This window comes from Acinetobacter sp. YH12211 (assembly GCF_013418015.1).
In the GTDB taxonomy this organism is placed as follows: Bacteria; Pseudomonadota; Gammaproteobacteria; order Pseudomonadales; family Moraxellaceae; genus Acinetobacter; species Acinetobacter towneri.
The window spans coordinates 1-12,752 of sequence record NZ_VPCW01000044.1 but is presented as its reverse complement, the minus strand read 5'-3'; the positions used below and the strand labels follow the sequence as shown (position 1 = coordinate 12,752).

Annotated in this window: 13 protein-coding genes; 3 read left to right on the top strand and 10 right to left on the bottom strand. The window is 52.7% G+C overall.

The window, feature by feature from the left end:
- Window positions 1-142 precede the first annotated feature (142 nt).
- From sul2 to FTU98_RS13125, 3 genes are all read left to right on the top strand, one after another.
- On the top strand, window positions 143-958 hold the full coding sequence (gene sul2, locus FTU98_RS13135; protein ID WP_001043260.1) for a sulfonamide-resistant dihydropteroate synthase Sul2: 816 nt from the start codon (window positions 143-145) through the stop codon (window positions 956-958).
- Window positions 959-1,044: 86 nt separating this feature from the next.
- Window positions 1,045-1,293: a phosphoglucosamine mutase gene (locus FTU98_RS13130; RefSeq protein ID WP_071830581.1), complete on the top strand. Its 249-nt coding sequence runs from the start codon at window positions 1,045-1,047 to the stop codon at window positions 1,291-1,293.
- A gap of 61 nt (window positions 1,294-1,354) precedes the next feature.
- Window positions 1,355-1,819, top strand: a complete 465-nt coding sequence (locus FTU98_RS13125) for an ATP-binding protein (protein WP_071830580.1) — start codon at window positions 1,355-1,357, stop codon at window positions 1,817-1,819.
- Between the two features lie 73 nt (window positions 1,820-1,892).
- Here FTU98_RS13125 and mph read toward each other — a convergent pair whose 3' ends face one another.
- The 10 genes from mph to FTU98_RS14045 form a co-directional block, all read right to left on the bottom strand.
- Window positions 1,893-2,780, bottom strand: a complete 888-nt coding sequence (mph, locus tag FTU98_RS13120; RefSeq protein WP_071830579.1) for an Mph(E)/Mph(G) family macrolide 2'-phosphotransferase — start codon at window positions 2,778-2,780, stop codon at window positions 1,893-1,895.
- 673 nt (window positions 2,781-3,453) lie between these two features.
- The gene (locus FTU98_RS13110; RefSeq protein ID WP_001120888.1) at window positions 3,454-4,947 is read right to left on the bottom strand and encodes an IS91-like element ISVsa3 family transposase; all 1,494 of its coding nucleotides are present in this window, start codon (window positions 4,945-4,947) and stop codon (window positions 3,454-3,456) included.
- A 210-nt stretch (window positions 4,948-5,157) separates the two neighbouring features.
- On the bottom strand, window positions 5,158-5,382 hold the full coding sequence (locus FTU98_RS13105; protein WP_000743213.1) for a hypothetical protein: 225 nt from the start codon (window positions 5,380-5,382) through the stop codon (window positions 5,158-5,160).
- The gene (locus tag FTU98_RS13100; RefSeq protein WP_001366550.1) at window positions 5,379-6,116 is read right to left on the bottom strand and encodes a recombinase family protein; all 738 of its coding nucleotides are present in this window, start codon (window positions 6,114-6,116) and stop codon (window positions 5,379-5,381) included. Before FTU98_RS13100 ends, FTU98_RS13105 begins: the two co-directional genes overlap by 4 nt.
- Before the next feature lie 148 nt (window positions 6,117-6,264).
- Window positions 6,265-7,431 (bottom strand): tetracycline-inactivating monooxygenase Tet(X3), encoded by a 1,167-nt coding sequence (locus tag FTU98_RS13095; protein WP_024160783.1) that lies wholly within the window; start codon window positions 7,429-7,431, stop codon window positions 6,265-6,267.
- 189 nt (window positions 7,432-7,620) lie between these two features.
- On the bottom strand, window positions 7,621-8,286 hold the full coding sequence (locus tag FTU98_RS13090; RefSeq protein WP_015060916.1) for a tyrosine-type recombinase/integrase: 666 nt from the start codon (window positions 8,284-8,286) through the stop codon (window positions 7,621-7,623).
- 284 nt (window positions 8,287-8,570) lie between these two features.
- The gene (locus FTU98_RS13080) at window positions 8,571-10,064 is read right to left on the bottom strand and encodes an IS91-like element ISVsa3 family transposase (RefSeq protein ID WP_001120888.1); all 1,494 of its coding nucleotides are present in this window, start codon (window positions 10,062-10,064) and stop codon (window positions 8,571-8,573) included.
- A gap of 111 nt (window positions 10,065-10,175) precedes the next feature.
- Complete coding sequence (locus FTU98_RS13075) at window positions 10,176-10,481, bottom strand: LysR family transcriptional regulator (protein WP_001255015.1); 306 nt, start codon at window positions 10,479-10,481, stop codon at window positions 10,176-10,178.
- A gap of 27 nt (window positions 10,482-10,508) precedes the next feature.
- Complete coding sequence (gene floR / locus FTU98_RS13070) at window positions 10,509-11,723, bottom strand: chloramphenicol/florfenicol efflux MFS transporter FloR (protein WP_000214122.1); 1,215 nt, start codon at window positions 11,721-11,723, stop codon at window positions 10,509-10,511.
- Between the two features lie 222 nt (window positions 11,724-11,945).
- On the bottom strand, window positions 11,946-12,752 hold an 807-nt coding region (locus tag FTU98_RS14045; RefSeq protein WP_223364268.1), incomplete at its 5' end, for a DUF3363 domain-containing protein.

Genomic DNA, 12,752 nt, shown 5'->3' with positions numbered 1-12,752 from the left:
TTCCATTTTAGAGATTTGTTTAAGATAAGATATAACTCATTGAGATGTGTCATAGTATTCGTCGTTAGAAAACAATTATTGTGACATTATTTCAATGAGTTATCTATTTTTGTCGTGTACAGAGATTATTATAGAAGCCCCCATGAATAAATCGCTCATCATTTTCGGCATCGTCAACATAACCTCGGACAGTTTCTCCGATGGAGGCCGGTATCTGGCGCCAGACGCAGCCATTGCGCAGGCGCGTAAGCTGATGGCCGAGGGGGCAGATGTGATCGACCTCGGTCCGGCATCCAGCAATCCCGACGCCGCGCCTGTTTCGTCCGACACAGAAATCGCGCGTATCGCGCCGGTGCTGGACGCGCTCAAGGCAGATGGCATTCCCGTCTCGCTCGACAGTTATCAACCCGCGACGCAAGCCTATGCCTTGTCGCGTGGTGTGGCCTATCTCAATGATATTCGCGGTTTTCCAGACGCTGCGTTCTATCCGCAATTGGCGAAATCATCTGCCAAACTCGTCGTTATGCATTCGGTGCAAGACGGGCAGGCAGATCGGCGCGAGGCACCCGCTGGCGACATCATGGATCACATTGCGGCGTTCTTTGACGCGCGCATCGCGGCGCTGACGGGTGCCGGTATCAAACGCAACCGCCTTGTCCTTGATCCCGGCATGGGGTTTTTTCTGGGGGCTGCTCCCGAAACCTCGCTCTCGGTGCTGGCGCGGTTCGATGAATTGCGGCTGCGCTTCGATTTGCCGGTGCTTCTGTCTGTTTCGCGCAAATCCTTTCTGCGCGCGCTCACAGGCCGTGGTCCGGGGGATGTCGGGGCCGCGACACTCGCTGCAGAGCTTGCCGCCGCCGCAGGTGGAGCTGACTTCATCCGCACACACGAGCCGCGCCCCTTGCGCGACGGGCTGGCGGTATTGGCGGCGCTGAAAGAAACCGCAAGAATTCGTTAACTGCACATTCGGGATATTTCTCTATATTCGCGGTTCAGCAGGCATGTCCCCTTTGAGGGCGACCCGACGACAGGATAATCGACCTTATGGTGCGCAAATATTTCGGCACAGACGGTATTCGTGGCAAAGCCAACGAAGGCGCGATGACGGCGGAAACCGCCTTGCGCGTCGGCATGGCGGCTGGCCGTGTCTTTCGTCGCGGTGACCACCGCCATCGTGTCGTGATCGGCAAGGATACGCGCCTGTCGGGCTATATGCTTGAACCCGCGCTCACAGCCGGTTTCACCTCGATGGGCATGGACGTATTCCTTTTTGGCCCGCTGCCGACAACGTAATAGGAAGAATAAACGCCCTTTTCACCCAAGTCCAAATTAATTTGCCGATTCCATAATCAGGGTGTATTACAATTCCATAGAGTTTTTCAATCCAGGTGGTTTAGCTGATAACTTAACGATTGATCAGCTTCTTCGTGAAGATTACTCGCCATGGGCGCGCAATAAAAGGATATCTGCCACGTTCAAAGAAGCGCATTTTATTGAAAAATATGGGTCAGGCATCAAACGAATCCAAGAAGGCTTCGCATCCTATGGTCTGCGTCCCCCTGTCTTTGAAAATTTCCAGCACGGTTTTCGAGTTATTGTCTCATCAAAGCTACTTTTCGAATCTAATGAGGGAGTAAGTGAGGGAGTAAATCTACTATTTAATCAGATAAGAACTAATCCAGGAAAGCGTGCACCATTTTTAGTAAACGAGCTATTAGTTCCTGTCAAGATAGTAGAGCGGTGGCTCAAAATCTTAAGAGATGATCATAAAATCGAGTTTCGAGGAGCTCCTAAAAGTGGAGGATACTGGCTAAAATAGAAATCAATGATACTCTTAAGTGGCACCAATCGAACTCCTATTTTAGCATTTAAAAAAGTATCCTCACATCATTTTATTGAACAATACCTAAGGCTGCTCTGGCGGCATTGATATGATTATCGTCGTTGCACTCTACCGCAAAAGCGCCATATGCTAATGGAGCTGCAGCAGCCCTCTCTATAGATTGTTCGTAGAGCCTATCCCATATCGTTCCGCCTTGTTTAGCATACTCCGTTATCAAACTCTTCAGGCTATCCTCTCCAAAAACCGATACGTGACCAGAAAAGTCCAGTGCAGGATCACCCATATGCGCAGTAGACCAATCTATGATACCAGAGGTCTTACCTTCCTTCGAGGTTAAGACATGCCCTGCATAGAGATCGCCATGGATGAAACAAGTGAATTCAGGCCACAAAGGGTCATTGTCCAACCATCTACGGTATCTGTTTTCCAACGGCTCGCTGATACCTATCTCAGATTTCACCAAGTGGATACGGTCAGCTATTTCGGTCCTCAATTCACTTGGAGTCATTATTTTCAAGTTGCTCTTTCTCACATCGTCAGCTGTAATACGATGTAATTCGGCCAATGATTTTGCCAGAGACTCCACATAAGCTATGCTATCGCGATCTATGTTCCAAGAAACCTCATGTGTTATCGCATCGAATGTCAGAGCAGGCGCATCCTCCAGTAAAGGGTAGGCTATTAGGCGCTCCGATACAATTTTCCAATCAGGGACATTGATCGACAGGTTTCTTTTGGCTAAATCCAATATTCTACTTTCATTTTCGATTTGTTCAAGCATATCGCTTCTTCGAGGTATACGGAGTACCCAGTTCTCACCGTTTACTTCCTTTACAAAGGCAACTCTAAAGTCGATGCCCATCTCATTGACGCTCATCTCTTCCGAAATTCTCAGCCCATGCTCTAGGGCTAATGTTTGCATATCTTCGATTGTCATTTCTATACTGTTTTCTTTTATTAAATTGGTACCAGTTCCCCCGACAGGACATTCTGAATGTCATATACAGGTGTAACACTTTACCCATATTCTTTTCGTATGGATAACACTTCCCATCAGGGAACAAAAATCTGATACATGAATTAATTGTGAGACAGTAGACCTACTGTCGCATTGAAGCCATCTCGGCGACTATTTGATTAGGAAAACCAAGGCTTTGCCATCATAGCCTTATCATAGAAGTATAACATAGTTGTAAAGATAGAAAATTATTTTTTATTCATCCATGATGTTATTATTTTATAATAACATCATCTAAACATGTCCTGTCGCTCTTTTGTGCTGTGATATTTCATACCTATTAACTGCTTTCGTTTGAATTATACGACGTTCTACTCACAATAGGGCAAGGGTTACTCATTCCGTAGGATGCGGTTCACGTATAGGAAGAATAAACGCCCTTTTCACCCAAGTCCAACAGCTTTGGACCGCAGTTGACTCTTTCGACACCCCTGCGATGCAACCCAATCCGGCTGACGGGGAGCCAGCAACGCTGAAAATTTACCCTCCTCTTTCCCACTAGCGGCTCCTTTTCCGACAACCAGCACGGCGGATCCCTGCCGCGGCGCTGTGAACGCAGCATTTTGATTGGTATCGTTGGCCTTCAGGCTCGTCAGTCAAACAGACCCAGGAGCAGCTCAGCCGGTGGCGCCCGGCTTTCGGGTAACGCCCTGGTCCCGCTGGTTTCGGCTTTGTGCTTCAGGTGATCAAGGATCTGCTTGATCACTATAGGGTCTTCAATGCAGGCGATGACTTTCATGGCGCCGCCGCAGCCGCTGCAGGTCTCGATGTCGATATTGAAAACACGCTTGAGCCGTTGCGCCCATGTCATCGACGCTCGCCGTTGTGCTGGTGTTGCCGGTTCATCAGCCACCCTGACCTTGTTGCCCCTGCCCCGTTTTGCCGGCGTGACCAACGCCCGGTGCCGACTGTTGGGTGCGAACACCCCGTGGAAGCGGGTTAGGTTGACTCTGGGCTTCGGTACCAGGGCGGCCAGCCTTGCAATGAAATCCAATGGTTCGAAAATGACGTGCGTGGTGCCGTCCCGGTACGGCGTCTTGAGCTGGTAGCGCACGTTGCCGCCTCGTGTTAACGACAGCCGCTTCTCGGATACCGCCGGGCGGCTGATGTACCGGCACAGCCGTTCGAGCTTCTTGCGTTCATCGGCCCTGGCCGCCACGCCGGCGTGCAGGCTGGACCCGGCTACCTTGCCAATCCCGTCACCGAACGGATCACCACTGGTCGGCAGAGTTTGCAAAGTGAACACCTTTCGCCCCGCCTGTGAACCGACAGCGATACGGTAAGTGATCGAGTGCCCCAGCAGGGGTGTCATCGGGTCGTCATCCACCGCATCCGAGGCCAGATAGCTGTTTTCGACATCCCGTTCCAGCAGGCCTTGCCGTTCCAGATAGCGACCCACCCGGTGGGCGATGGTGTGCGTCAGCTGGGTGAGCTCTGGGCTGGTCGGCGCCTTGACCCAGCGGAAACGCGCTGAGCCGTGGGATTGCTCGACATACACACCGTCGAGAAACAGCATGTGGAAGTGAACATTCAGATTGAGCGCCGATCCAAAACGCTGGATCAGGGTGACCGCGCCCGTCTTGGCCACTTGGTGGGTATGGCCCGCTTTCTTGACCAGGTGCGTGGCAATGACGCGGTAAACGATGCCCAGCACCCACCCCATGATCTCGGGCCGGCTGGCAAACAGGAAACGCAGCTGAAACGGGAAGCTCAACACCCACTGACGCATGGGTTGTTCAGGCAGTACTTCATCAACCAGCAAGGCGGCACTTTCGGCCATCCGCCGCGCCCCACAGCTCGGGCAGAAACCGCGACGCTTACAGCTGAAAGCGACCAGGTGCTCGGCGTGGCAAGACTCGCAGCGAACCCGTAGAAAGCCATGCTCCAGCCGCCCGCATTGGAGAAATTCTTCAAATTCCCGTTGCACATAGCCCGGCAATTCCTTTCCCTGCTCTGCCATAAGCGCAGCGAATGCCGGGTAATACTCGTCAACGATCTGATAGAGAAGGGTTTGCTCGGGTCGGTGGCTCTGGTAACGACCAGTATCCCGATCCCGGCTGGCCGTCCTGGCCGCCACATGAGGCATGTTCCGCGTCCTTGCAATACTGTGTTTACATACAGTCTATCGCTTAGCGGAAAGTTCTTTTACCCTCAGCCGAAATGCCTGCCGTTGCTAGACATTGCCAGCCAGTGCCCGTCACTCCCACTCGATTGTAAACAAGCACACAAAACCCTTTAGTGACAACAATTTGCAAGAACTATCAGGCTCAGTGCCATGAAAAATACCATGACCAGATCATGAGGTTGAACACGGCTTGCGCCGGCAGCGTTCACGCTCTTGGTCGGCGATCTCGCCCGGCTGCAATGCTAGCTCAGCATCGGTCATGCGCTCCAGCACGTCGCGTAGGCGGATGGTGCAAGGAATGGGCGGCAGCTCGAACTCATAGCCGCCGGCGATCATTTCGGCCGCAATCTCCTCGGTGATGAAAAACGGCTCGTCGTCTTGGTTCGGCTTCTTCATGCCCTTTCCTCCTGGCGCTCATCCTGGCCGACAGCGGCCAGGGCATCGGCTTCCGTCAATGCGTCCTCCACGAACGCGCCGTGCTGCTTCGCTTCGGCCTGGCTGACCTCGGCCCATATCCGTTTCACCTGGGCCGCACTGTACCCGGCCAGCTCGGCGGTCTTGTTGATGCTGTAGCCGGACTTGCGCAGCGCGACAACTTGGGCGCGGCGCTTCGGATCAGCACGGCGGCCCTTGTACCGCCCGGCCTGGCGGGCCAACTCAATGCCTTGGCGCTGGCGTTCGCGCCTGTCCTCGTAGTCGTCGCGGGCCATCTGCAAGGCCAGGCGAAAAAGCATGATCTGCACGGCTTCCAGCACGATCTTGGCGACGCCCTGGGCCTCGGCCGCCAGGTCGGATAGATCGACCACGCCAGGGACGGCCAGGCGTGCGCCTTTGGCCTGTATCGAGGCCACCAGGCGCTCGGCCTCGGGCAAAGGTAGGCGGCTGATGCGGTCGATCTTCTCGGCAATGACCACCTCGCCGGGCTGTAGGTCGCCGATCATGCGCAGCAGCTCAGGCCGGTCGGCGCGTGCGCCGGATGCCTTCTCACGGTAGATGCCGGCGACGTAGTAGCCGGCGGCCTTCGCGGCCGTAGTGATCGCCTCTTGGCGTTCCAAGTCCTGCGCGTCGGTGCTGACGCGCAGATAGACCCGCGCCACCATCGGCGCGGCTACTGGCTTCGTCCTGCGCATACTTGCGGGCTCCTTTGGGCATACTCAAATGCACCCATCTTAAACTGGCAGCTAATGTACAAAAGTTGATAGAAGCACACAAGTTCAATTTTGCACTTCTGCCCCACTATTGCAAAACTGCTTGTTAGTAGCCGTTTTTTCTTACTGTTTATAGATTCAATAATTTTTGAAACGAAAAATTGGGACTAAACATTTCGGTTTCGTTTTCTGTCGATTCGTCCTGCGTATCTTTTGCATAAACAAACATTTGTTGTTCGTAGTTTTCGATGGCATTTTCAATACTTGTAAATTCTCCGTTTGTAAGGTTTTCAGACAATATCAAAGCATCCAATAATCCCGTATTTACACCCTGTCCTGCAAAAGGCGACATCAAATGAGCAGCATCGCCAATCATTGTTATGGGTAATGGACGGTTACTTTTCCAATCATTGTTCAAAGGAAATTTCCTTGTGGGCAAGCATTGAAATGTTGATACCGAACGTATTAATTGTTTGTAAACTTCACTCCATTTGGAAAATCTTTTCAATAAAAAATCGGCAACGCTGTTTCTGTCCTGAAAATCTAAGGGAATTTTATTTTTCCATTCATCGGGCGTTTTAAAACTAATTCCTAAATACAATGCACCATTATTATTGGGATTGGCAAACAATAAAATGCCCTGATGTCCCGCCATTAATCGGTTGCCGTTGCATAGCTGAAAAAATCCGGGACAGTTTATTTCCGGTTGAAGAATATCAGCTTGGATGTTGAAAGTACCGGTTTCTTCAACTTGCGTGTCGGTAACAAAGCTCCTTATTTTCGACATTCCACCATTGGCAAGAATAACCAAATCTGCTGTTTCACTCGGTTTATTCTCAAAAGTTAGTGTCCACTTCTTCTTACCAGGTTCAAGCATAACAAGTTTTCTATCCCAAATAACCGTGTCGTTTTCTAAACTATTCAACAAGATAGCCCTTAAGTCATTTCTGTTTATTTCAGGATTGTCAAATCGATTTTCGGGCTTTACATTTTTTGTGGATAAAATATTGCCTTTTTCATCAGCAATATTTACACCCATTGGTAAGGCTAAGTCATAATAAGTTTGTAACAATCCCGCTTTTTTCATTGCTTCCTGACCTGAACCTTTGTGTAGGTCAAGGGTTCCACCAAAAATTCTTGCCTCTCGGTCGTTGTCTCTTTCGTAAACTGAAACGTCTATGCCGTTTTGCTGTAATAATTTTGCCATAGTCAGTCCAACGGGTCCACCACCAATTATTGCAACGTTCTTATCACTAAGTAAATTCATTTGTTTGTCCGTATCTATTCGCATTGTCATTCAAAAATGGCACATAACAAGTGGCTATACGCCAAATGGCGTATATATCCACTATATCTTATTTTGCTAAACCTTTCATTATCAGTGACAAATCCGTTTTCAACCGTTTACCGTTCGTTTCTACTCTCTCAAAAGGATTTATATTCATAGTGCTTTTTGTTAAGTTTTGCTCAAATATACAAATCCTTTCTATATATCTAACAAATCCATCGGACTTTTTAATTGTTCCATTCCCTTGGTGGTAATATGTGTATAAACCTCAGTTGTTTTACTGCTTGAATGACCTAACAACGATTGAATATAACGTAAACTCGTACCATTCTCAAGCAAATGCGTTGCAAAGCTATGTCGTAAGGTATGTACAGTAACTTCCTTTTGAATCTTTGCTTTTAAAACAGCTGCTTTAAAAATGTTTTGAATACTTCGGCTTGAGTATGCGCCACCTTTTTGACCTTCAAATAAATAATCTTTTGGTTTATATTCCATAAAGTATGTTCTTAAAATAATTAATGTTTTCTCAGATAAAATGGTATAACGATCTCTTTTTCCTTTTGACTGTTCTATACGAATTTGCATGCGCTTGGAGTCAATGTCTTTTATTTTCAGGTTTATACATTCAGAAATGCGCAAACCTGCCGAATAAATAGTCATCAGAATAGCCTTGTGTTTCACGTTTTCAATAGCGCGTAGTACCCGAATGGTTTCTTCTTCACTCATCACAACAGGAAGTGTTTTTTCTTTTTTTGGTCTTTCGATGAAATATGTTTTCCGTTGTCCACCCAAAACACGTTCGTAATAAAACTTAATCGCATTGATTGCCTGGTTTTGATAAGATATTGAAACTTTTCGCTCCATAACCAAATGTCGGAGAAATGATTGTATATGTCCTTCATTCAATCGATCGACGTATAGGAAGAATAAACGCCCTTTTCACCCAAGTCCAACAGCTTTGGACCGCAGTTGACTCTTTCGACACCCCTGCGATGCAACCCAATCCGGCTGACGGGGAGCCAGCAACGCTGAAAATTTACCCTCCTCTTTCCCACTAGCGGCTCCTTTTCCGACAACCAGCACGGCGGATCCCTGCCGCGGCGCTGTGAACGCAGCATTTTGATTGGTATCGTTGGCCTTCAGGCTCGTCAGTCAAACAGACCCAGGAGCAGCTCAGCCGGTGGCGCCCGGCTTTCGGGTAACGCCCTGGTCCCGCTGGTTTCGGCTTTGTGCTTCAGGTGATCAAGGATCTGCTTGATCACTATAGGGTCTTCAATGCAGGCGATGACTTTCATGGCGCCGCCGCAGCCGCTGCAGGTCTCGATGTCGATATTGAAAACACGCTTGAGCCGTTGCGCCCATGTCATCGACGCTCGCCGTTGTGCTGGTGTTGCCGGTTCATCAGCCACCCTGACCTTGTTGCCCCTGCCCCGTTTTGCCGGCGTGACCAACGCCCGGTGCCGACTGTTGGGTGCGAACACCCCGTGGAAGCGGGTTAGGTTGACTCTGGGCTTCGGTACCAGGGCGGCCAGCCTTGCAATGAAATCCAATGGTTCGAAAATGACGTGCGTGGTGCCGTCCCGGTACGGCGTCTTGAGCTGGTAGCGCACGTTGCCGCCTCGTGTTAACGACAGCCGCTTCTCGGATACCGCCGGGCGGCTGATGTACCGGCACAGCCGTTCGAGCTTCTTGCGTTCATCGGCCCTGGCCGCCACGCCGGCGTGCAGGCTGGACCCGGCTACCTTGCCAATCCCGTCACCGAACGGATCACCACTGGTCGGCAGAGTTTGCAAAGTGAACACCTTTCGCCCCGCCTGTGAACCGACAGCGATACGGTAAGTGATCGAGTGCCCCAGCAGGGGTGTCATCGGGTCGTCATCCACCGCATCCGAGGCCAGATAGCTGTTTTCGACATCCCGTTCCAGCAGGCCTTGCCGTTCCAGATAGCGACCCACCCGGTGGGCGATGGTGTGCGTCAGCTGGGTGAGCTCTGGGCTGGTCGGCGCCTTGACCCAGCGGAAACGCGCTGAGCCGTGGGATTGCTCGACATACACACCGTCGAGAAACAGCATGTGGAAGTGAACATTCAGATTGAGCGCCGATCCAAAACGCTGGATCAGGGTGACCGCGCCCGTCTTGGCCACTTGGTGGGTATGGCCCGCTTTCTTGACCAGGTGCGTGGCAATGACGCGGTAAACGATGCCCAGCACCCACCCCATGATCTCGGGCCGGCTGGCAAACAGGAAACGCAGCTGAAACGGGAAGCTCAACACCCACTGACGCATGGGTTGTTCAGGCAGTACTTCATCAACCAGCAAGGCGGCACTTTCGGCCATCCGCCGCGCCCCACAGCTCGGGCAGAAACCGCGACGCTTACAGCTGAAAGCGACCAGGTGCTCGGCGTGGCAAGACTCGCAGCGAACCCGTAGAAAGCCATGCTCCAGCCGCCCGCATTGGAGAAATTCTTCAAATTCCCGTTGCACATAGCCCGGCAATTCCTTTCCCTGCTCTGCCATAAGCGCAGCGAATGCCGGGTAATACTCGTCAACGATCTGATAGAGAAGGGTTTGCTCGGGTCGGTGGCTCTGGTAACGACCAGTATCCCGATCCCGGCTGGCCGTCCTGGCCGCCACATGAGGCATGTTCCGCGTCCTTGCAATACTGTGTTTACATACAGTCTATCGCTTAGCGGAAAGTTCTTTTACCCTCAGCCGAAATGCCTGCCGTTGCTAGACATTGCCAGCCAGTGCCCGTCACTCCGCGGTCTTCACTGCGTGATCGAGTTGATCGACACCCGCCGTGACACGCTCCATGAAGTGCCTGCCTGCGTCTGTTAGCCGAACGCCCCGCGCATGGCGCTCAAATAGCAGGACACCAAGGTTATCCTCCAGCGCTTTCACACGCGCGCTGACGCTCGACTGGCTGATACCAAGTGCCTTGGCCGCATGCCGAAAATTCAGATGCTCGGCGACGGCGATGAACTGAACAAGGGAAATGAGCGGTATCCTGCCAGACAGGATACCGACATTCACGAGGTTTCGATGGTTAGTGCGCCGCATCGGAGCGGGCCTGCTACCAGTCGTCGGTTAGACGACTGGCGACTTCTCGGTGGCAGCCCCACGGAGCCGAAGGAGCACCAGCCCCAACGAAACCAGTACCGCCATCGCCGTGGCGTAACAGATCACGGGCCACGCTGTGTCACCGTTTAAAAGTGCCACCGCCAATGTCCCGACAATGCTGACTATCAGGCTTTGAACGCAGAAGTAGAACGCGACCGCTGATCCCGCGATGTCGTCGAACTCTGCCAAAGCGCCGTTCGCGGTAACGGACACCGTGAAGACAATACCGACCGCGACAACCCACATCGGTAGGATGAAGGTGAGGAATGACGGCGAGCCGTAAAGTTCGCCGATCCCCAACAGGACCGCTCCGCAAACAAGCAACGCCATCCCACGCGCCACGCATCCTGCGATGCCCCATCTGGCGACAAAGGACTTCGCGAAACGGGTTGTCACGATCATTACAAGCGCGACAGTGGCGAAGGCAAAGCTGAATCCGATCTCGGAATATTCCGCTTGGCCTATGAGCACACGGGGAGCCGTCGAGAAGAAGACGAAGTAGGTGCCCATACCGGCGCTAAAGCCGACAGTGTAAACCCAAAAAGCCGGACTCGCGAAGATCGGCAAGACAGATCGGCGCGTCTTGACTTGATCCAGAGGGCGGGTTTCGTGCCACCTGAAACCCGCATTTAGGAGTGCGAGCATCGCCAGTATAGCCAAAGTAATGAATATCGCCTGCCATCCCAAGAACTCGCCGATCAATACTCCGGCGATAGGGCCGAGCGCAGGCACGAACGCCAGCATCGAACTGAAAAGGCCGTAGATGACGACACCCTCAGGACGGTTGGCATAAACGTCGCGAACCGTCGCGAACGTCGCCACCAGCATGGCCGACGCGCCCACTGCTTGAAGTAGACGGAAAGCGACAAAGGCCGGTGCAGTTGAAGACCAAGCTGCTCCCAGAGACGCAATGACGAAAGCCGTTGCGCCCGCAAGTAGAATTGGCCGTCGCCCGATTCTGTCTGAGAGCGGACCAAAAATCACCTGGCCCACGCCGAGCATCACCATATAGAGGCTCAACGTGAGTTGGATCATAGCGGGCGTCGTGTTCAGGATGCCGGGCATCGCTGGAACGACAGGGAGATAAATATCCATCGCCAGTGAAGCGAGGATGTCGAAAGGAGCCATCAGCAGCAGTGCTGCCGGCAGCGTATAGGCCCACGCGGGGCGTGTGGTGGTCATGACGAATCAACCCTCGATTAAGATTAAGGAATACCGGGCGACGTCTGCTCGTCAGCAATCAGATGAGACTAGCCTTACAGAGCGCCGCAACAACAATACTGGTTGTTGCGGCTTACTTGTCTGCTGACTTGGAATTTCCCATCTGATTACTCCACGCTTACGAATATGAATTGCTACATTTTATCAGATTATCTTTTGCTTCGCAATGCGGCATGGGCGCACTCAGCGTTCCAGCCCCCTCTGCCGCCCTAACTGCCACGACACCGACCCGCCCTGCACGATGCCCATAACCTCGCGGCCGAGTTGGCGGTCGATGATCGGCCGCCACGGGACAAGGGTGAACTCATGGGATTTCTCGACCACGGCGAACTTGCCGCTCGATAGATGCACGGTTCCGGTAAACTTGCCGCTGACGCTCTCGCCGTCCGTGGCGGCGCGGAACGGCAGGCCCTTACTCAAAGCCATATCCGATCCGACGCCGGCTACCTCGCGCTCCCGCAGGATGGCGAGAAGGTTGCGCCGGTAGAAGACGCGGCTGTCCCGGCTGCGGGTGGCGTCGCCCTGTTCGATATGGTGCTCGCGGCGCTGGTCCATGGCTTCGCGGACTTGTTGCCCGAAGCCGGTTGGCGCAAGGTCGGCCGTCTCGCCGTGGATCAGCCGCCGGTCCAGCCAGGTCGCGCCGTCCGATCCGATCTGTTTGTTCAGATCGACCGGGGAAAGGACGCGAACGCTGGCCTGACTGTCTCGGCCGGCGTCATGGGCGGCGGCACGGCTGACCAGATCATCGGGGATGCGCCATTGGTCGGCGTCGATCCGCTCGACGATACCGGCCCGGCGTAGCGCCTCCAGCCGGCGCACATGGGCATCGACATAGCCCTCATAGTCGCCGCCTGGAACGCGGCACGTATAGGAAGAATAAACGCCCTTTTCACCCAAGTCCAACAGCTTTGGACCGCAGTTGACTCTTTCGACACCCCTGCGATGCAACCCAATCCGGCTGACGGGGAGCCAGCAACGCTGAAAATTTAC